The 20,275-nt window shown below is 48.7% G+C and carries 18 protein-coding genes; 13 read left to right on the forward strand and 5 right to left on the reverse strand.

Features of this window, described 5'->3' with window-relative positions; all coding sequences use genetic code 11:
• Positions 1–40 precede the first annotated feature (40 nt).
• From Z042_RS24060 to Z042_RS24075, 4 genes are all read left to right on the forward strand, one after another.
• A complete protein-coding gene (locus Z042_RS24060; protein ID WP_024912149.1) occupies positions 41–511 on the forward strand; it encodes a (R)-mandelonitrile lyase in 471 nt (156 codons plus the stop codon).
• Between the two features lie 53 nt (positions 512–564).
• The gene (locus Z042_RS24065; protein WP_024912150.1) at positions 565–1,638 is read left to right on the forward strand and encodes an alpha/beta hydrolase; all 1,074 of its coding nucleotides are present in this window, start codon (positions 565–567) and stop codon (positions 1,636–1,638) included.
• Between the two features lie 210 nt (positions 1,639–1,848).
• Positions 1,849–2,700, forward strand: coding sequence for an aldo/keto reductase (locus Z042_RS24070; protein WP_024912151.1), 852 nt, complete (start codon positions 1,849–1,851; stop codon positions 2,698–2,700).
• Between the two features lie 38 nt (positions 2,701–2,738).
• The gene (locus tag Z042_RS24075) at positions 2,739–3,728 is read left to right on the forward strand and encodes an aldo/keto reductase (RefSeq protein ID WP_024912152.1); all 990 of its coding nucleotides are present in this window, start codon (positions 2,739–2,741) and stop codon (positions 3,726–3,728) included.
• A gap of 64 nt (positions 3,729–3,792) precedes the next feature.
• Here the strand turns inward: Z042_RS24075 and Z042_RS24080 are convergent, their stop codons facing one another.
• Complete coding sequence (locus tag Z042_RS24080) at positions 3,793–4,275, reverse strand: GNAT family N-acetyltransferase (RefSeq protein ID WP_024912153.1); 483 nt, start codon at positions 4,273–4,275, stop codon at positions 3,793–3,795.
• A 306-nt stretch (positions 4,276–4,581) separates the two neighbouring features.
• On the opposite strand from Z042_RS24080, the gene Z042_RS24085 reads away from it, so the two are divergent.
• Positions 4,582–5,814, forward strand: a complete 1,233-nt coding sequence (locus Z042_RS24085; protein ID WP_024912154.1) for a multidrug effflux MFS transporter — start codon at positions 4,582–4,584, stop codon at positions 5,812–5,814.
• Positions 5,815–5,858: 44 nt separating this feature from the next.
• On the opposite strand, the gene Z042_RS24090 is transcribed toward Z042_RS24085, so the two are convergent.
• A complete protein-coding gene (locus tag Z042_RS24090) occupies positions 5,859–6,752 on the reverse strand; it encodes a LysR family transcriptional regulator (protein ID WP_024912155.1) in 894 nt (297 codons plus the stop codon).
• A 514-nt stretch (positions 6,753–7,266) separates the two neighbouring features.
• Between Z042_RS24090 and Z042_RS24095 the strand changes: the two genes are divergently transcribed.
• From Z042_RS24095 to Z042_RS24110, 5 genes are all read left to right on the forward strand, one after another.
• Positions 7,267–7,893, forward strand: a complete 627-nt coding sequence (locus tag Z042_RS24095; protein ID WP_024912156.1) for a response regulator transcription factor — start codon at positions 7,267–7,269, stop codon at positions 7,891–7,893.
• 7 nt (positions 7,894–7,900) lie between these two features.
• The gene (locus Z042_RS24100) at positions 7,901–11,539 is read left to right on the forward strand and encodes an ATP-binding protein (RefSeq protein WP_037406339.1); all 3,639 of its coding nucleotides are present in this window, start codon (positions 7,901–7,903) and stop codon (positions 11,537–11,539) included.
• Positions 11,540–11,624: 85 nt separating this feature from the next.
• Entirely contained in the window at positions 11,625–12,029 is a 405-nt protein-coding gene (locus Z042_RS24105; RefSeq protein ID WP_051506703.1) for a hypothetical protein, read from the forward strand.
• Positions 12,030–12,041: 12 nt separating this feature from the next.
• A complete protein-coding gene (locus tag Z042_RS26215) occupies positions 12,042–12,212 on the forward strand; it encodes a hypothetical protein (protein ID WP_154667022.1) in 171 nt (56 codons plus the stop codon).
• A 467-nt stretch (positions 12,213–12,679) separates the two neighbouring features.
• Positions 12,680–13,360, forward strand: coding sequence for a helix-turn-helix transcriptional regulator (locus Z042_RS24110; RefSeq protein ID WP_024912157.1), 681 nt, complete (start codon positions 12,680–12,682; stop codon positions 13,358–13,360).
• A 271-nt stretch (positions 13,361–13,631) separates the two neighbouring features.
• Here Z042_RS24110 and Z042_RS24670 read toward each other — a convergent pair whose 3' ends face one another.
• The 3 genes from Z042_RS24670 to Z042_RS24130 all read right to left on the reverse strand — a co-directional run bounded on the left by Z042_RS24670 (position 13,632) and on the right by Z042_RS24130 (position 16,393).
• Positions 13,632–14,942, reverse strand: a complete 1,311-nt coding sequence (locus Z042_RS24670) for a murein L,D-transpeptidase catalytic domain-containing protein (protein ID WP_024912158.1) — start codon at positions 14,940–14,942, stop codon at positions 13,632–13,634.
• Between the two features lie 81 nt (positions 14,943–15,023).
• Positions 15,024–15,584 (reverse strand): hypothetical protein, encoded by a 561-nt coding sequence (locus Z042_RS24125; RefSeq protein ID WP_024912159.1) that lies wholly within the window; start codon positions 15,582–15,584, stop codon positions 15,024–15,026.
• A 152-nt stretch (positions 15,585–15,736) separates the two neighbouring features.
• Complete coding sequence (locus tag Z042_RS24130; RefSeq protein ID WP_024912160.1) at positions 15,737–16,393, reverse strand: hypothetical protein; 657 nt, start codon at positions 16,391–16,393, stop codon at positions 15,737–15,739.
• A 642-nt stretch (positions 16,394–17,035) separates the two neighbouring features.
• On the opposite strand from Z042_RS24130, the gene Z042_RS24135 reads away from it, so the two are divergent.
• Genes Z042_RS24135 through Z042_RS24145 form a run of 3 tightly spaced genes read left to right on the forward strand, consistent with a single transcriptional unit; the run spans position 17,036 to position 20,246 of the window.
• Positions 17,036–18,190, forward strand: a complete 1,155-nt coding sequence (locus tag Z042_RS24135; protein WP_024912161.1) for an iron-containing alcohol dehydrogenase — start codon at positions 17,036–17,038, stop codon at positions 18,188–18,190.
• A gap of 27 nt (positions 18,191–18,217) precedes the next feature.
• On the forward strand, positions 18,218–19,240 hold the full coding sequence (locus Z042_RS24140; protein WP_024912162.1) for a 2-dehydro-3-deoxygalactonokinase: 1,023 nt from the start codon (positions 18,218–18,220) through the stop codon (positions 19,238–19,240).
• A 16-nt stretch (positions 19,241–19,256) separates the two neighbouring features.
• On the forward strand, positions 19,257–20,246 hold the full coding sequence (locus Z042_RS24145; RefSeq protein WP_024912163.1) for a 2-dehydro-3-deoxygalactonokinase: 990 nt from the start codon (positions 19,257–19,259) through the stop codon (positions 20,244–20,246).
• Positions 20,247–20,275: the final 29 nt, after the last annotated feature.

The raw sequence follows: 20,275 nt of genomic DNA on the forward strand, positions 1-20,275 counted from the left end.
AACTCATTAGAATCTCTCGCGTTAAAAGGATTTCATCGATATGAAAATTTACCTTATTACACTGGCCGCACTGTTACTGCCCACTACGCAGATTAGTGCCGCCATACCGGGGGCGGTAACCGTCAACCCGGCGGGTTCACAACCTATAACGCTGGGTGCACCAGAGTACTTTACCGGCACGGCAAAGATTGACTCACGGTTTACAGGCTCCGCCCCTGCCCGTATCTCTGGGGGGATCGTCTCATTTGACGCTGGAGCCCGAACAGCCTGGCACACGCATCCCCTTGGGCAAACACTGCTTGTCTCTTCCGGTATCGGTTGGGTACAGGAATGGGAAGGCTCGGCCCAACAAATCAAAACCGGTGATGTCGTGTGGATACCGCCGGGCGTCAAACACTGGCATGGTGCCTCCGCAACCGAATCGATGGTGCATACTGCTATTTCAGAATCGCTGGACGGTAACACTGTGACGTGGATGGAAAAGGTCACGGACGACCAGTACCCGCAATAATGGCATGCCACTTTTGCATTTTCCCTTATCTACCATCACATAAGGAAAACACCTTGAAAACCTTACGGAAAACGCTCACCGCCGGTCTGTTGCTTGGCGGATTAATGTCTCAATCTGCCTTTGCTGCACCAACACCTCCCTTGGTTATCCAGTCTCAGGGAAGTTTTGCCGCTGGTGGCGCAGTTATTACAACACCGGGGCAGTTTGATCCGAAAAAACCACTGGAGCCAGCGGGCCAAACCTATCATGGCGATCATGCCGCTGTGTTTTATCAGATCCCTGAAAACCCACATAAATATCCCATTGTGATGTTGCACGGTGCCGGGCAGTCTTCCCGAACATGGGAAAGTACGCCAGACGGCCGCGAGGGTTTTCAGAATATCTTCCTGCGCCGTGGCTTCTCGACCTATCTGGTTGATCAACCACGCCGGGGCAATGCCGGGCGCAGCATGGTGGAAGGCAGCGTCAAACCGCTGGCCGATGAGCAATTATGGTTTAACCAGTTCCGTCTGGGCGTCTGGCCTGATTTCTTTGATGGCGTACAGTTCCCTCATGATCAAGAGACATTAAATCAGTACTACCGCCAGATGACTCCCAATACCGGCCCCTTTGATCTCAATGTGATTTCAGATGCCATGTCAGCCGTGGTTGATAAATCCGGCCCGGCTATTTTGTTTACACACTCTCAGGGTGGTGGCCCTGGCTGGTTTAGCGCCATGAAGAACGCCAACGTAAAAGGGATCGTCGCGTTTGAACCGGGCAGCAGTTTTGTCTTTCCTGAAGGCGAAGTCCCGCCCCCCACCAAGAATGCCTTTGATACCCTAAAAGGGGAGTCGGTACCGCTGGCGCAGTTTATGGCTTTGACAAAAATCCCTGTCCTGATTATCTACGGCGACAATATCCCGGCTCAACCCACGGCCTTACCTGCACAGGATAGCTGGCGTGCCCGGTTGGCTGTGGCGCGTCAATGGCGGGATGTGGTGAATAAGCACGGCGGAGACGTGACGGTTACCCATCTGCCGGAAATTGGTATCAAAGGGAACACTCACTTTCCCTTCTCCGATCTGAATAACGTTGCAATCGCCGATCTGGTATCTACGTTCCTGAAAGATAAAAACCTTCAGTAATGCGCCCTGCAAGCCCCCAAGAGCAACCTTCAAGGCACTCTTGGGGGTCCCTTTCATGCGGCTCAAGCGCGCGAACGTAGCCAGATCATGGTCGTTTTCCATTCTATTTATTAGCCCTGCTAATAAAGGCATGCAAACTACAGCATCTAATTTTATTACAAAGCGTGCGTTATTCTTCCTGGCATAAATACACTTACTCAGGACAAAACCATGAACACAGTGACATTGAATCACGGTATTCAGATGCCTTTGCTCGGATTTGGCGTGTTTCAGATGACAGATCCAACCGAATGCGAAAGTGCGGTTATTAATGCCATTGAGGCCGGATATCGCCTAATTGATACCGCAGCCTCTTATCAGAATGAAACACAAGTGGGTAACGCACTGAAACAAAGTGGTATTGCACGCCGCGAACTTTTTGTCACCACGAAACTCTGGTTACAAGACACCAGCTATGAAGGTGCAAAAGCACAATTCGAGCGCTCGCTCAACCGTCTGCAACTTGATTACGTTGATCTCTATCTGATTCATCAGCCCTACGGTGACGTTCACGGAGCATGGCGTGCTATGGAGGAATTGCTGCTGGCCAACAAAGTCCGTGCGATTGGTGTCAGTAATTTCCATCCAGATCGCCTCGCGGATCTGATGGCGTTTAACAAAATCCCTCCCGCAGTCAATCAAATTGAGGTTAACCCGTTTAACCAACAACTTCATGCCGTGCCGTGGATGAAAAGCCGCGCTATTCAGCCAGAAGCCTGGGCACCTTTTGCTGAAGGCCGCAATGGTCTGTTTCAGAACCCACTCCTGGCAAAGATTGGCAATAAATACGGTAAGAGCGTTGGCCAGGTAGTCCTACGCTGGCTTTATCAACGTGGCATTGTTTCGCTGGCTAAGTCCGTGCGCAAAGAACGCATGACAGAAAACGTCAACGTACTGGATTTTGAGCTCAGCACGATGGAAATGACGCAGATAGCGGCAATGGATACCGCCACCAGTGCCTTCTTCTCTCACCGTGACCCTGCGATGGTTGAATGGCTGGCCAACCGTAAAATAGATGTTTAATCACCACCAAATTCTGTTCAACAGGAAGGATTGCGCACATGCAAAAACGTACTCTTGGTCATTCAGGTCTTGAGGTTTCAGCATTAGGATTGGGTTGTATGGGGTTGAGCCATGGTTATGGCCCGGCAACTGCCCCCCATCAGGCCATAGCGTTGATTAGAGCCGCCGTTGATCGCGGTGTCACCTTTTTTGATACGGCGGAAGTCTATGGGCCCTATATCAACGAAGAAGTTGTTGGTGAAGCACTGAAACCTGTGCGCGATCGGGTCGTGATTGCCACAAAGTTTGGTTTTACCTTTGGTGACGACAACAAACAGCAAATCCTGAACAGCCACCCCGAACATATTCGCCTGGCCGTTGAAGGTTCGCTTCGCCGTCTGAAAACGGAGGTGATCGATTTACTGTACCAGCACCGCGTTGACCCAGCGGTGCCGATTGAAGACGTGGCCGGAACGGTAAAAGACCTGATTGCGGAAGGTAAAGTAAAACACTTCGGTTTGTCCGAAGCTGGCGTGCAGACCATTCGCCGGGCCCATGCCGTGCAACCGGTTACTGCATTGCAGAGTGAATATTCTATGTGGTGGCGGGAACCCGAACAGGAAATTTTGCCAACGCTAGAGGAGCTTGGCATAGGTTTCGTGCCGTTTAGCCCCTTGGGTAAAGGCTTTTTAACCGGAACCATTCAGGCGGGCTCTACCTTTGGCAATGACGATTTCAGAAGCAAAGTACCGCGCTTTGCTGCCGCAGCCCTTGACGCGAACCAACAACTGGTCACGTTACTCAATGGCATTGCCGGTGAAAGGGGCGTCACACCCGCACAAATTGCCTTGGCCTGGTTACTGGCACAAAAGCCATGGATGGTGCCGATCCCAGGCACCACCAAACTCCACCGCCTGCAAGAGAATCTCGGTGCGGCTGAAATAGTGCTGAATGAACACGACCTTCACCTTATTACCACCGCACTGGAGACCGTTCGCATTCAAGGTGAGCGTTATCCTGCTGAATTGCAGGCGCGAGTAGGCCGTTAATTTAAGGGAGAGAAACGCTGAATGCCGAGCATGATGTCAAACATTGCGGCTAGGTGCTGGCTGCTCAATCACCTCGGCATTCTCGTTTGAGGTGAATCAGTGCCACAGGCGCGCCGTCATGATCGCTGCGCGCTTCAATAGCATAGGGTTCAAAACCTATTTGTGAATATAACAACAGGCCAGCAACATTCTCGTTAAAACAAGAGAGAGTCACTTTCGCGGTAAGGTGTTGGGCAGACGCCTTTTCCACCATCGTCTGAATCAGGTAGCGCCCCACACCTTTTCCGCGCGCATGAGGAGAAACGATAACATTGCCAATAGCACAGGCTTCGGCACCCCAACGGTAAAAATTGGCGAAGCCAACGACCTGACCGTCGTCTACCACAACCGTATTATCAACCCGCTCATTGATAGCAACCATGAGTTGTTCAGGTGACAGTGGCCAGCGAGCTTTAGGAAAGAAAAAAAACAGTTCTTGAACCGATGCCGGAAAACTGCATATGGCATGAATATCGTTCATTTCAACGGGGCGGTGACTAAACGTCATTATTGTTCCTTTCAAGACCAGACCCTGGCCCTTAATTGATGCCAGTGCCGCCATACCTTATGTGGTGACGGCCACATCATTCTTGTCAGTGCAGGCTAATTCAGCCGTGCTATTCCAGTAATGCCAGATATTCATTGTGTAACATAGCCACTCCTATAAGTTTTAACCTTGATCAAATCTGTTTTTATTAATGAGTAAAATTCATAGCTTCATCCGATTTATGGAGCTTACTCCTTGATGCAGCCTTTCGTACCATCTCTTCTGAGATACCACCTTTAAAACTCACCACGGATTTATTCTAGCCAGATGACCAATGTAACAGTACAGAACAGTGGCGGGGAAAGTGCTTCTCCATCTCGTTATCGTGACCTGCGTATTCTGGTTATTCTTAGTGCGCTGATGTCATTTGCCTCGATCTCTACCGATCTCTACCTGCCAGCAATGCCCACCATTGCTAACGATCTGCACGCTGCCCATGGCCGTATTGAATTCACGCTGTCCGGTTTTTTGATTGGTTTCAGCCTAGGGCAATTATTTTGGGGGCCGATTGGCGATCGTTATGGGCGCCGTATTCCTATCGCCATAGGGATGGGGTTATTTATGCTCGGGGCTGCTGGTTGTGCTCTCGCCCATTCAATTGAACAAATGGTGGGATGGCGTGTGGTACAGGCGGCCGGTGCCTGTGCTGGCCCGGTTCTCGCCCGCGCGATGGTGAGAGACTTATACACCCGCGAACGCTCCGCACAAATGCTATCAACATTATTTCTGTTTATGGCTGTTGCGCCCTTGGCTGGCCCCATTCTGGGCGGGCAAATTCTGGCGATAAGCAGTTGGCAGGCCATTTTCTGGACGATGGCTGGCTTGGGCTTTCTGGCTTTGTTCGGCACGTTTGCACTACCAGAAACGTTATCTTCTTCTGCTCGCAACGAAGGGGCATTTGCGGCCATTTTCAGCGGCTATTTTAAGCTCTTGTTTAATCCTCGTATCATGGGCTATGCCATTGCCAGTACCTTTTACTATGGTGGTTTTTACGCCTTCATTGCAGGCACTCCCTTTGTTTATATTGAATATTTCCATATCTCGCCTCAAGCCTATGGATTGTTGTTTGGCGTCAATATTCTTGGCGTGATGAGCGCCAACTTTATTAACAGCAAACTGGTGGCCAAATTAGGCTGCGAGTCTTTATTTCATGCGGGCTCAGCGATGGCGGCCATTGCCGGGATCATGATGGCTTTGAATGCCTACCTGGGGTGGTTCGGGTTAGCCGGTATCGCAATACCTTTCTTTTTCTATGCCGCGATGAATGGGTTTATCGTGGCCAATTCAGTAGCTGGAGCCCTGGCTGAAGTAACCCGGAATGCTGGAATGTGTTCTTCCTTGATTGGCGCGATGCAATATGGTTCCGGTATCTTTAGTGCAGCCCTTGTCGGCTGGCTTAATGATGGAACCCCCTGGACCATGAGTTCGATGATTGGTTTATGCTCAATAGGCTGCTTGATCGCTTCGCTCTTATTAAAAAGGCGCTACGCAGGGAGTTAGAACAGAATGAAGGGCGCAATGATGCCGCCTTTCTCACTAAGCGGCTAACGTTGATACCTGAATGCCTCAACGAACAGGGAAAAGGCCGTGGTATGCTGTCTTCTGCTCGGGTAGTAAAGATAATAGCCTGGGAAGGGTTCACACCACTCTTCAAGGATTTTGATCAATTGACCACTGGCTATTTCGTTCCTCACTGCATCCTCTGGGACAAACGCTAAACCGAACCCCATCACTGCGGCGTCAATACGCTGGCGCAAACTGTTAAAGGTCAGTTGCCCATAAACACGCACCTTCATTTCGCGGCCTTCTTTCTTAAACTCCCAGGCATAAAGCCCCCCCATGGTGGGGAGACGCATATTGATACAGCGATAATGCTGTAATTCCTGAGGTGCGGTGGGTATGCCATATTTATCAAGAAAAGCGGGGGAACCCACCACGGCCATGCTCATCTCTGGCCCAATCCGCACGGCAATCATGTCTTTTGCAACCTGCTCACCCAGGCGGATCCCTGCATCAAAACGCCCTGTAACAATATCCGTTAAGGCATTATCGACGGTGATCTCCACGTTAATATCGGGATAATCGGCAAGGAATGATTTCATCACTGGCCAGAGTACCGAATTCACCGCGTGCTCGCCTGCGGTTATGCGAATGTTACCTACAGGTTTGTCGCGCATCTCACCTAATGCTTCCAATTCACTTTCAATGTCGGCAAAACGTGGTCCGAGGCTTTCCGCCAGCCTTTCACCGGCTTCCGTAGGCGCAACGCTCCGGGTGGTGCGCGTTAATAAACGCAGTTCGAGACGTTCTTCCAGCCCACGAATAGCATGGCTTAACGCAGACTGAGAAACCCCCAGCTTTGCGGCCGCTTTGGTAAAGCTGCGCTCTCTGGCAACCACAAGAAAAGAAATCAGGTCATTGAAGTTTTCTTTTAGCATCTTGGTTCCTTTCGCATTGTCATCACTGCCTGGGCGGTGTCCATTATAAGCGGGTTAAGCCATTTTACTTATAGACCTTAGTGCCTTTCCCTCACGGATTTCGTCTTATACTGCTTAATAGCGAGCGTTTTCAGGTAAAAATGCAACCTGATAACTATTCCAGCCTTAAACTGGTGTTTTGATATCTTTTGCTTTTACCTGTTGAACACTCTATCTTCCCGCCGCTGCAATCGGATCGTCCTTGTGTGCGGCGGTAAACCCCCGTTGTTCAGCCTCGCTGATACCAGACTGTACAAACGGCTTTCTAGTGAATTATCTGGTTGAATAGAAAAATAAAAGTTTTTTTCGCTCACCTTTTCGAGAGGGAAACCTACCAGATAATAAAAAGAGTAAGAAAAACCTTTATCATTGACTTGAGTTGTCTCATTTTTCTAATACCATCAAGAATACCGAGTTAGTCAGTTTTTTCTGATATCTTCGGTCGGTTGCAGCAGCTTGTTTTTAGGAGTGAGGTATGAAGAAAGTTGTAGTTGTAGATGACCACCCTGTTGTCCGCTTGGCCATCGGAATGCTGTTACAGCGGGAAGGCTATACGGTGGTAGCAGAAACAGATAATGGTATCGAAGCCGTGCGCCTTGCCCGTGAGCTGCAACCGGAATTAATGATCCTGGATATTGGCCTGCCTAAACTTGATGGGTTAGGTGTCATCGCCAGCCTGAATCAGTATGAGCTTCCTATCAAAGTCCTGGTGCTCACCACTCAGCCTGCCAATCTGTATTCCATGCGTTGTATGCAGGCGGGAGCCGTTGGCTATGTCTCTAAAAATGAAGATTTGTCTGACCTGATCGCCGCGCTGAAAGCGATTGGAGCCGGTTATACCTATTTCCCTAATCTTTCATTCAGCTCTGTGCATAAAGGCGATATACAAGCGGATGAACATACCCGCCTCAACCTGCTTTCTAACCGTGAAATGGCGGTACTGCGCCTGCTCGCCGTGGGAAGAAGCAATAAGGAAATTGGCGATGAGATGGCGTTGAGCAATAAAACCATCAGTACCTATAAGGTGCGTATTATGGAAAAGCTGCAAGTTCAAACGTTGGTCGATCTGGTCGACATCGCCAAACGGCATACCCTGGTCTAGCCGTGCCATGAAAACCGTTATCATCGCACTGCTGTTGATCGTCACAGCTTTGGGCACCTTTCCTGCCCGTGCAGAAACGCCGATTTCCTTGCATTTGCTGAATCGCTCCGTGCTCAATACGGAGCTGATGCAGTTACCAGAAGCCGACTGGCAATGGTTAAGGCAAAAGAAAGTCCTGATTTTTGGCGCAGTGCAGCCTGATAATCCCCCATTGGATATCATCTATGCCAAAAATACCTACGAAGGGTTGACCGCCGATTATCTTGGGCTGATCGGTGAACAACTGGATCTCGCGGTTAAAGTGCAACTGTATTCTTCACCTGAGGCGGCGCTTCAGGCATTGATGCGGGGTGAAGTGGATATTCTGGACCCCTCTTTGTTCTTTCCTGAGAATAGGCTTTTATTGACCCAACCTTATGTTATCGATCCGTTAGTGTTTGTGACCCGCGTCAGCGACCCGCCCCTCTATGTCATGCCACAGAATGACAAACAATGGGTGACGCTGGCACGTTACCAGACAACGGATGGCGTTTTGGCTCATTACCCGCACACCAAATTTATTTTTGACTCTTCGGCCATCGATGCCATCGGTAAAGTGGCGTTTGGCCGCGCAGATATTTTTTTGGGTGGTTTTATCAGTGCGAATTACATGATAAATCGTAACTTCCGCCATCTGGTACGAGTTACCCGTTTTCCTGAGGTTGGTGTATCGCGCCTGTCTTTCGTTTTAGCACCGGATAACGAGCGTCTGCGAGGAATGATTAACGCGGTACTCAGCCGCATTCCTGACAGTGAAAAAGGGGCTATCTTACGGCGCTGGGGAGCAGGTGGGCTGGATAATAATGCCTTGCAATCAATAGAATTGAACCAGGCGGAACGTCATTGGGTACAGCAAAACCCCGTGGTGCGGGTGCTAGTTATCGGCAATTTCCCTCCCTGGTTTTTTATTGATCAGCAAGGCAACTCACGCGGGATTGGCGTTGACGTTCTGGAACTGATTACTCTAAAAACCGGGCTGCAATTCAAGATCGACAGCGTCGATAATATTAAGACCGCCCTTAAAGATGTTGAGCAGGGAAAGGCGGATATTATTGCCAACTATACGATGGGGAGCATGAGCCAAAGCGGGCTGCGCGCCACACGCCCCTATATTACTTCCCCGATAGTGCTGGTCACCCGCGATGAAGCCGGCGCCCCTGGTTCGTTGGCAGCCTTGGCAGGCAAGCGTCTGGCGCTACGTCTCGATCACCCGCTGTACGAGTTTCTGCGTGAAAAACACCCGCAGATCAAACTGGTTGAGGGTAACAATAGCGGCGTATTGACCGAGATGGTGAGCGATCGCCGCGCCGATGCTGCCGTTTTACCGCTGGTGGTGGCCAATTATCTCCTGACCAATCCAGATCTGAAGGGGATGAAAGTGGCTGCTATCGTCAGCCCCTTCTCATTACCTATTTCTTTTGGCCTCAACCGCAGCGCCATTGAACTGCATTCGATCCTCGACAAAGCCATACTCAGCATTCCCCCGGAAGAACTGGACGCTATTGCCAGCCGCTGGCAGAACCAGTCCGTGCTGGGTTACAGTTTCTGGTCTAAATACCGGGCGATCGTCACGCAGGGTTTTGTCCTGGCTGCCCTGCTGATCCTCACTTCACTGATTTGGCTCTACTACCTTGGGCGCCAGATCAAGCAGCGCAAAGCCGCGAAGCGTGAGCTGAAAAATGTCTTGGAATTTCAACATGCCCTGATCAATGGCACACCTTATCCAATCTATGTCCGTGATAGAGACGGCGTGCTACAGAGCTGTAACGAAAGTTATGCCAGCAAATTCAATTTATCGCCTGAGGCCATGCTCGGTAAAAAGGTCCATGAAAGGGAATATGCCGGTATACAGGACGTGGAGGCTTTCCTTAACGATTACCAACAGGTGATGAAAACGGGAGAGCCACTGTTACAGGATCGTCAGGTGCAGTTTATTGGTGAACCAGAGCCGCTAACCATTTATCACTGGGTTCTGCCTTATCGTGACTCGGATGGCCGCATCATCGGCATCATTGGCGGCTGGCTCGACATTTCCGAGCGCGTATCGCTGATCAATGAACTGCGGCAAGCCAAGGAACAGGCCGATGAGGCCAGCCGTGCCAAAACCACCTTCCTGGCGACGATGAGCCATGAAATCCGCACGCCAATGAATGCGATACTTGGCATGTTGGAAATGGCCTTGAAAAAATCGGAACAGGGGATTCTCGATCGCTCTGCTTTGGAGGTCGCCTTCGATTCGGCGAAAGGCTTGCTCGCCTTGATTGGCGATATTCTGGACATTGTGCGTATTGAGTCTGGCCGTTTGAGCCTGAACCCGGAACGGGCCGACCTGCGTGAACTGATAGAATCCGTCGTCCGGGTATTTGACGGCATTGCCCGCCAGAAAGGGCTTTCTTTACAGTTGGATATCGATCGTGAAGCGATGGGAGACGTCTTGATTGACCCGCTGCGTTTTAAACAGATCCTCTCCAATCTGTTGAGTAACGCGATTAAATTCACTGAGAAAGGGCAAATCCAGGTTACGTTGCTTAGTGAACTTACCAGCAGTGATGAACGCTTATGGGTGACGGTGACGGTGAAAGATAGCGGCCCTGGTATCTCCCCCGAGGATCTACAGCGGCTGTTCGTGCCTTTCGTTCAAGTGGAAAGCGCGCGCGGGATCACCCAGAGCGGCAGCGGTTTGGGGTTGGTCATCAGCCGTAGCCTGTGTGAGATGATGGGGGGAGAGCTCACCATCGACAGTGAGCTTGGGCAAGGCACCCGTGTGAATATCTCACTCAACCTGACGCGGCTAGAACCGTTATCCAACGCTGAGAAAGCCATTACTGTCGATGTACGCCACGATGAGGCACCGTTACGTATTCTGGTGGTAGATGATTTCCCGGCCAATCTGATGTTACTGAGCAAGCAGCTCAGTTATCTTGGGCATTCAGTTGCCGAAGCAAAAGATGGCGAAGAAGGACTACAGGTTTGGCAGCATGGTCAGTTTGATGTGGTGATCACCGACAGCAATATGCCACTGATGAACGGCTATCAGTTGGCACAGGAGATCCGGCGTATAGAACAGGCCCAAGGGAGCCAACCCTGTTTAATTTTAGGGTTTACCGCCAATGCCCAACCCGATGAGCATGAACGCTGTTTGGCTTCTGGCATGAATGATTGCATGGTGAAGCCGGTCAACATCAACACACTGTATGAAAAGCTGTCGAAACAGGCATCCCCACGTTCGGCAAAAGCCGTAGAGCATGATGCTCAGGAAAGCTTCAATATCAACAACCTGAGATCTCTCGCAGCAGATGACCCGCTGCTGATTGCTAAACTGCTACAAGAGCTATGGGCCACTAATCTTAACGATCTTGCCCAGTTACGGGTCGCACGTAAAGAAGCAGACTGGGCTGCGATCGCAGAGCTGGCGCATAAAATAAAAGGGGGAGCCAAAATGGTGGGGGCAGGCAAACTCATGCGCTGCCTGGAGGCGTTCGAAGAAGGCTTTGCTGCCATGCTACCTGCTGAACAGCTAGATCAACAGGTGGGTGAAACAGAACAGGCGATGGATGAACTGGATCTGAGTCTGCAACAGCAAATTGCCGCGCTTAATTCACCGTAGCACGCCAATTATTGACACAAGAAATATCCTACATGATAAAGAGATATTATTTATTGTATGGGATTAGAATAATCTGTCTCCAGAAATGATGGCCAGCCCGACAAAGTTAACGTTGGGGCCGGGTCAGAAACGGGATATCAACCTGGTCGTGCTGACAGTACCGCAAAAAGAAGTGTTATATCGGCTGTATATCGTTCCAGTCTCCAGCATTAAGGTGGTGGGCGATGAGAGTAAAGACAAAATAAAAGCGCCGCTCACCTTTGGGGTGGCTTACGGTGTGGTGGTTCATCATCTTCCTCCTGCGGGAGCTCAAATTCGCAGTTGGAACCATCAATGCAGTACTGAAGGGATGCAATTAAGCGCTACGGGTAACGTCAATATTCTGTTCCGTGAGCTACAGCAACGCCAGCAGGAGCCATTGCGGCAGAGCAGAAAGTATTCCCAGGCACACCCCGTGTGTTCCCTGTCAAGACACTCAAAGGCAACGTAGAGGGTAAATCTTTTGACCTGCAATGTCCGTAAGAAAGCCGTTTGCCTGCTGCTCGGTTTACTGGCAGGCACGGCACAGGCGGTGATCGACATCAATCCGAAGGTGGCTGTCATTCAGGGAGACAGCCTGAAAGGCTCTGTAGTCAACACCGGCGATAAATCAGAGTTTGGTGCTGATGTTTGAAGTAAAGGTTTGATATGAGGAAATAGCGGTGAACTAAAACTCTATTATCATACCAAAAGCCTGATTGGAGAATTTTCCTACAAAAAGTCAAGATAGAGCTGATGTTCTGCCACCAAAAAAGACGTTATATTGTTTTAGAACATAGTACTGGCATACGGTTAATTTTATATCCAGCGTATTTGAAGCCGGGTAATCCGGCTTCAAGTTAAAATTTATTGGAAATCTCACCGCCAAAGTATATTTGACGTGTGGCAGATATTCTAGAAGTTCGCCATAGCTCAATTTAAGGGAATAACATTATTGTGATTTTCATTACAGTATCCAATTCAATTTCCACTCAAATTGTTCTGACTGAATAACCGTTTGGCCTAATACAATCACTGTTGATACCAATCACAGATTAATTTATCGCCCTGTGATTTAAAATACGGCAGATATATTAGTAATGTAAGAGAGATGTCATCACCATGAATAAAAAACATATTGTTATCCAGCACCCTTGTTTCTTTTCTCGCCTCGGATTAGAAGAATTATTGAGCAAACAATTGCCTGACAATAATTCAGCGATATTTACCCACTTTAATCACCTTGATGAATATCATCGTCATTTGCCGGGGCAAATACAGGTAGATATTGTAGTGCTAAATATTTTGAATGGTAATTATACTCAAGGGGAGTTGTTGAGTCGGGTTATTCAACTATTGCGTCTTCATCAGCCTCACTGCCAAATTATCCTGCTGATGAACGCCAAAAGTATGATGCTGCTTGGAAGCTACATGCACGAATTGCAAAATGTCCAAATGATTTTGGAACCTGAAGGGACATTAGGAACCATAGAAGCCCAATTAACCGGTATTTTTAATCGGCCAGTTGAGAGTAATGAGAATTTAACGCTGAAAGTGCCACAGCTCTCACAACGTGAGCTAAGTGTTTTACGGTTATTACTGAAAGGAAAAACTATCACCTATATTGCGTGCCAGCTTAAGCTGAATTATAAAACCATCAGTAACTACAAGCGTTCCGCGCAGATGAAACTGGGGATCACCTCAATGCAGCCTTTGTTGCTCAATGGTTACGATCGCGAGGTAATGAATCGGTGGCTGTATGACAATACCCGGCATTCAGATTCAGTGACGGCTGTTCATTAATTCCGGGTGATTTTCGACCTTTCAGCTCACCTGGCCCTACACGCGGTTTACCATAACGCCGCACCGTTTTTATGAACGGCAGGCCCGGAACCATAGCGCCTCCCTGATGTGGCTAAGTATCCGTTGTCTTTCTCGGGCCTACTGGTAAATGCTCCACCAACCTCCATAGCAACAATTCGTTGCGATTGCAGGATCACCCGTGGAGCCATTGATCGCGTCAACGTTTTAGCCGTATTGAACGCTTACGGCTATCGTATCCACCTTAGGTGATTCAGGAGATCAACAAAAGCGAACCCCCCTTGAGTTTGTCGATTAAATCTTGCACCACCGCATATTCTACGGCAGGGCAGCCAAAAGAACGGCCACAGCGACCATATTGCTGAACATACTGATCTCCCGCATAAGGGACACCATGAAACACGATCCCTCGTTTCAACGCATTGCTATTCGTCAACTCCAGCCCCTCAAGCCGCAGCGCCCTGCCATGTTTAGCCATAATATAGGTGCCCAGCGTTTTATAGAGCCCTAATGAACTCTGATGTGACTCTGGGATATTTGAAAAATCAGTCGCTAATCCATCATTATTCGGATCGCTGCCGGTTCCGTGTACCGCATGAATACTTTGCACCGCCTTGGCTACTCGGTCAAAAATATGCATTCTTCTGGTTTTTGAATGTTTTTCGATTTTAAAGACCACCCAAAATCGAGGGTTGGATGTTGCGTTGTTTTGGGTCTGCCAGTCGATCATTTTTTTAATATCTGCATGTGGAACATCCACCTGTTCCGCCAGCTCATACAGCCCCTCGCCAATCGGCGTTCCCGGCACCGACGTAGCCACAACCACCGCCATATCGTCGTTATTAATCAGCGATAGCAGTCGATTCGCTCTGTTTTTCCAGCCTTTTAGGAAAACGTTCTGGGATGGAGTCTTGGCAACGATATCGTCGAATCTTTTACTATTTCTGTCGGCAAACAGGGGGATAAATTTTTCATCTGTGACCCCATTAATTGCCGCTAACGTCTGGCTATCCATTTTCTTGGTTTGGGGGATACCCAGCACCTCTTGACAAAGACTGACCGAGGTCCCTGGGCCGCACAACACCCCCATGTCGAATAAGGCGGTAGCGATACTTTGATCTAATACATGATCAAGGCTTAATACATCCCAATAATATTTTTTATAAATGAGCTTTATCGTTTCATAATCTAAATTTTTCACTTCATCCTTGGTGGCTTTTCTGCCGAGATATTCAGACAACCTGCCAATTGTAATTCCTTTATTAGTCGCACCTCCTCTGTCCGCTGGATGGTCAGTATATCCACCTTCATTTTTCAGGGTGAATATCAGCGCGTCTTCAATATCTGCACCCTGCCCGTCAGTGAAGTTATTTACCGTATCGGGTTTTTCTGCGGGGTCGTCTGGTATGGGTTTATCGATAATAGGTTGTTCAAGAACAAGTGCTTCGAATTTTTTTATCGCGGCCAATGTCAAAGGCCCAACGATCCCGTCAATCTTTCCCTCATAAAGCGCCAATGATTTCAGCGTCAGTTGCAGTGATTCTATCTTGGCTTGAGTAAACATAACGATCTCCTATACAACGTTTGACATAGAAGGTGACGCCCGACTGATAGCTCGCTCAGGCGAAGGGTTCATCCACAATCATTACTTGCCTGAGGTCAGGCCCTGAAACAACGAGGAAAATTTGTTCACTACGTAGGGAGCAAAGAGTGTCATGCCAGCCGCAAGGAATCTGACGATTTGATCGATGGATTCAGGCGCGTTGCCGGTTTTCCCAAAGCCATACAGCACAAACGAACCAAACCCGATGAACATGAAAAGAATGACCAACATACCCATCAGCGCGATTAAGCGGCTCGAACTTGCCTTCATGACAGGTACAAGCACAGGTTTGCCGTTTATGTCATAGATAGGCCCTCTGGTCACCGTCTCAACGCCATTCTGGTTCTTCGTGATCACTTCCTGGATGACAGGCAACTGCACATCCTCGGAAAGTGCATCAGCCAAAGACCATTCCTTGGGCAGTGAGCTGCGAATAGCGAGTATCACCACCGCTGACCCAAAGATAACCACGATCGGGATCATGTAGAGGAACACGTTACCAGGAGGAGTCCAGGCAACTGCGGGTTGTTGAGCCTGTGCCAGCGCAGAAAAGCAATAAAGGATCATTGAGAACGTTAATACGCATTTTTTGCTAGATAACATATATATCTTCTCCGACGTTGTTCGCGTGCACAAAGTCAATTGCGACCAGACTTGGGCAACACGGGTTATTCTCAATCGTTACTGAGCGACGCGATCCAGCAAACCCAAAGCGTGGCTTTTGGCGGTTGAGTTAATTAAAAAATGAGGTAACGCTATTTGAATGCAAAGATGGAATAATCAATACGCATATTTCCAGTGAGATCGGGTATACCGTCCCTCTTTCTCTCACCATAGAGATAGTGTTCTTTCCTATTAAGCGACATATAAAGAATGCCTAATTGGTCATCGGTGTTTTTCTTGAGAATATCAGCCGCCATATTTGTCAAGAATTTCGTGATAATAACACCGGCGGCGAAAGTGGGATTTGCTGCGCCAAGAAGTAACGTCCCCAGGTTTGATGCAAATGCATCGAATTCTGGGTGATTAACAACGGCATCAAGTTGCTCGCCGATTAGGCGAATATTGTCATCGCCCTCAGTAGCAATAAGGCACCAGTTGAAATCTTCTGGGATCGCTGTTGATTGGTAGAGAACATATCCCGTATCGCCAAAAGTGAGTACCGCATTGTCTTTAACGTTGGCAATTTTAGTCAGGATTCGGGCTGAGGCGACTTGCTGGACTGCCTGTATAAGTAGGTTTTTTTTCTTGATTTTATCGGTTTCTGCAATCCAGGCATCAAGCAGTGGAACCTCGGCATCTGCGGTAATAAAGCTGATTAACTGAACCTGTGCGAGATCGCGTTTGAAGAAGAGGAACGCATTCTCATGATTGTCAAAAATTCGAAGCTTATTGATCCGAAAATAAAACATAACCCTCTCCTCTCGCTGGTGGAAACACAAAGATCTCGAGTTCAGGTAGTTCGACGCCTAACGTTTGCACTGAGCGAAGCGCGTACAGACATTCAGGCCCATGCAAAAATCCCTACAGACAGTACAGATAAAAGATAGATGAGCCTGGCCGAGATTCCAGTGAGAGAATGAATAAATAAAAATATATATCAGTATTTTTAGCTATAAAAATCACGATATTGAAATAAAAATTTCATAATTATGAAATTTTTAGCTTGATAGTGGTTTTTTCCACTAATCACCAGCCGTTGACCGCAAAGAGCGAATGGAATGCTTGTCACTTTCCCTGCTAGAGATTTGATAACGCAGCATGCCTTGGTAAATCAGTGAATTATGTACACCAAGACTGTCGCCATCTATAGAAAAGTGAAGCCTGATGCCCGCACCGCTTCAATTCCTGTTGTACCAAACCGCCAAGGGAAAATAGGCATCAACTTACAATCAGCGACTGAGTATTGCTCCCCACTCAAATACCCGCGCTAAAAATAAAAAATGTGATCACGCTCATTATTCAAGCAAAACAGGTTGAATACTGGATAAAACACGCCCAATATAAACACAAATGCGAACACAATCCGTAAATGCGGACAATAGGGATGAATAATGACCGAATTCACTTACAATAACCCCGTTAAACTCCACGTTGGCCCAGGTAAATTTGGCTTGCTGGGTGGCATTGCACAGCAATATGGCAAGAAGGCGCTGCTCGTGGTGTCTGATAGCACCAAACCCACTGGCCAACTTGCCAAAGCGCAGGCAACGCTGTCCGCAGCGGGGATAGAATATGTGGTGTACGACAAATTTATGCAGAACCCGCTCTCCACGCTGGTGGAAGAAGGTGCCGAACAAGCACGCCAAGAGAAGTGCGATCTGGTCATTGGTATCGGTGGCGGTAGCGCCATGGATATGACGAAAGGTATTGCATTTTGTGCCTGCAACCCCGGCAGCATCTGGGATTACGTCTTTGGCAGAAAGCAGGCGCAGTATGCGCTGCCAATTATTTTAGTGCCCACCACGGCAGGCACTGGCAGTGAAGCCAACCGCACTGCGGTATTTACCAACCCGGAAACCCACGACAAAAAAGGCCTGGTTAACCCATTAATCTACCCGGTCGCCTCGATTATCGACCCGGAACTGATGCTGACCTTGCCAAAGCGGGTGATCGCGGGGCCCGGTGCCGACGTCCTGTTCCATGCCCTTGAGTCCTATATTTCCCGCAACGCCCATCCGTTCAGCGAAATGCTCTCGCTGCGTGCAATCACGCTACTGACGAAGAACCTGCCGCGAGTTTATGCCGATGTCACCGATCTGGCAGCCTGGGAACACGTTACCTTTGCCAGTACGCTCGCCGGAATGGCTATCGATTGTGCCGGCACAACCTTACCGCATGCGCTCCAGCACCCGATGGGAGGGCTGCTTGATGTGATTCACGCCGAAGGTATCGCTGCGGTTTATCCTGCCTTTATGGAGTACACCTGGTCGGCAGCCCCGGAAAAATTTGCCGCGATAGCTGCTGCAATGGGAGTCGATACGCGCAATATGACCACCGAGGAGGCCGCTTACAGCAGCGTTCAGGCCGTTACGTCATTCCTGTTATCCATCAATATGCAGCCTTCTTTAACTGAGCTGGGCGTGAAAGAAGAACATTTCGACTGGATCATCAATAACGTGCAAACCACGATGAAAGTGGTACTGGAAAATAATCCACGTGTACCGGATGCCAATACGCTTCGCGATATTTTGCAGCGCAGCCTTTAATAAATAAGAAAATTTAAAGGAGTGGATATGTTTATTGTCATTGATTCAGGCTCATCCGCCACGCGTATTTATTTACTGAGTTTTTCAGGCAATGACATTATTGATAAAATAGTCATCGATGAAGGAGTGAACTCTACCCTGACTCATGGAAGTAATCATGTATTGCGCCAGGCAATGGCACAAGGTGTCAAAACACTATTGGCAAGAAACGAAAAGAAACAACAAGATATCCACTTTATTATCGCATCGGGAATGATCACCTCAAACCTGGGGTTGCATGAGGTTCCACACCGGGTTGCACCCGCCGGTATCGAAGATTTGGCACAGCATACCCTGTCATTTGCAGCAAACGAACTCTTGGCATTAGATATTCCCGTCAAACTGATACCAGGCATTCGTAACCAGACAACGCCATCCTGGGAAAATCTCAGCGGCATTGATCTCATGCGTGGCGAAGAAACCCAGGCAATCGGCCTGCTGTTGGGGCGCCAACCTAAACTGCCCTGCATCATGATCGAGTTAGGTTCCACCACAAAATTAATTGCGATCGATCAGCAAGGAAAAATTACAGGCAGTATTACCTCCTTAAGTGGCCAGGTATATGCTGCGATATTAAAACACACCTTCTTGTCATCAAGCATTACAGTAACGCCAGAAGAAGAAATGGAGGAGAAAATAGATCCGAAAATTATTGATGCCGCCTGCCATTCCGTTCAAGTGAGTGGTTTATTACGTACTTTGTTGATGACCCGATTTTTACAGTTCTCATTTCCAACAACCGCACCGCAACGCAAGCTGTTTCTTGAAAGTGCCTTTGCCGGTGACGATATAACAACCTTTATTAATGCCCAACACCAGGGGTTCGATTTCCACGGGGATATATTTTTAATCGGTAATGCACAACGCTGTGAAATTTACCACCACGTGATTCAGAAACAGCTAAAAATAAATAACGCTCTGCAAATTATTTCGGACGAAGAACAAATAGACCTGCTGGTAATTACCGGTGCCAGCGCTATTGCCAACACGCTTCGTACCCTACACCGATAATAGAAGCGAGAAAAACATGTACATTATTACTATTGATACCGGCACCACCAACACCAGAGTTTGTGCCTGGCAGGGCGAACAACAGCTTGCTGAGATAGCCAGCCCAACAGGCGTAAGGGATACCGCCATCACCGGCAGTACCGCAGCCTTAATGAAAGGGGTGAGCCAGGCCGTGCAGGAGGCCATAATCCAGGCCGCCATCCCCGCTGACGCAAGAGTGGTTTATCTGGCATCGGGCATGATCACTTCCAACGTCGGGCTGTGCGAAATCCCGCATTTACTGGCCCCTGCGGGGCTTAATGAATTGGCCCAGGGCATGGTAAGCGTTCCCCTACCTGAAGTTGCCGCCTCCCCCATCTGGTTTGTGCCAGGGGTCCGTAATCATAATTCGGTAATCACACTGGAAAATGCCGAGCAGATGGACATGATGCGTGGCGAGGAAACGGAAGCCATCGGTGTGCTGGAAAGCCTTGGTATCCATGGCCCAGCGCTGATCGTGCTGCCAGGTTCGCACTCTAAATTCGTCAAAATAGATGCAGATGATCGTATTGAAGGCTGCGTCACCACCATTGGTGGTGAACTGCTGGATGTTATTACCCGGCACACTATTCTTGCCAACGCTCTGCACCAGCAATTTGCCCAAGAGATAGAAACGCCAGCCTTGCTCCAGGGCGCAAGCCAATGCCTTAAAACCGGCCTGTCACGCACCTGTTTCTCGGTCCGTGTGCTGGATATGTTCAGTGACCTGACGCTTAACCAGAAAGCCAACGTGTTATTGGGGGCGATATTACAAGACGATTTGCAGGCGGTTAAACATAGCGAAGCTTTTACGGTCACCCCGGAAACTCACGTTGTGGTATGCGGGAAAGATACGCTTAAATTTGCCTTCGCCGCATTAATTGAGAATGACCCCTGGTTTAGCGGGAAAGTTACCGTCGCTACACCCCATCGTTCACTTTCCAGCTCTGGATTATTTTCCCTGGCCCGTTGCCGACAGATTATTTAATTCCTTTGTACCCTACATAAAATTAAAAG

This window comes from Chania multitudinisentens RB-25 (assembly GCF_000520015.2).
In the GTDB taxonomy this organism is placed as follows: Bacteria; Pseudomonadota; Gammaproteobacteria; order Enterobacterales; family Enterobacteriaceae; genus Chania; species Chania multitudinisentens.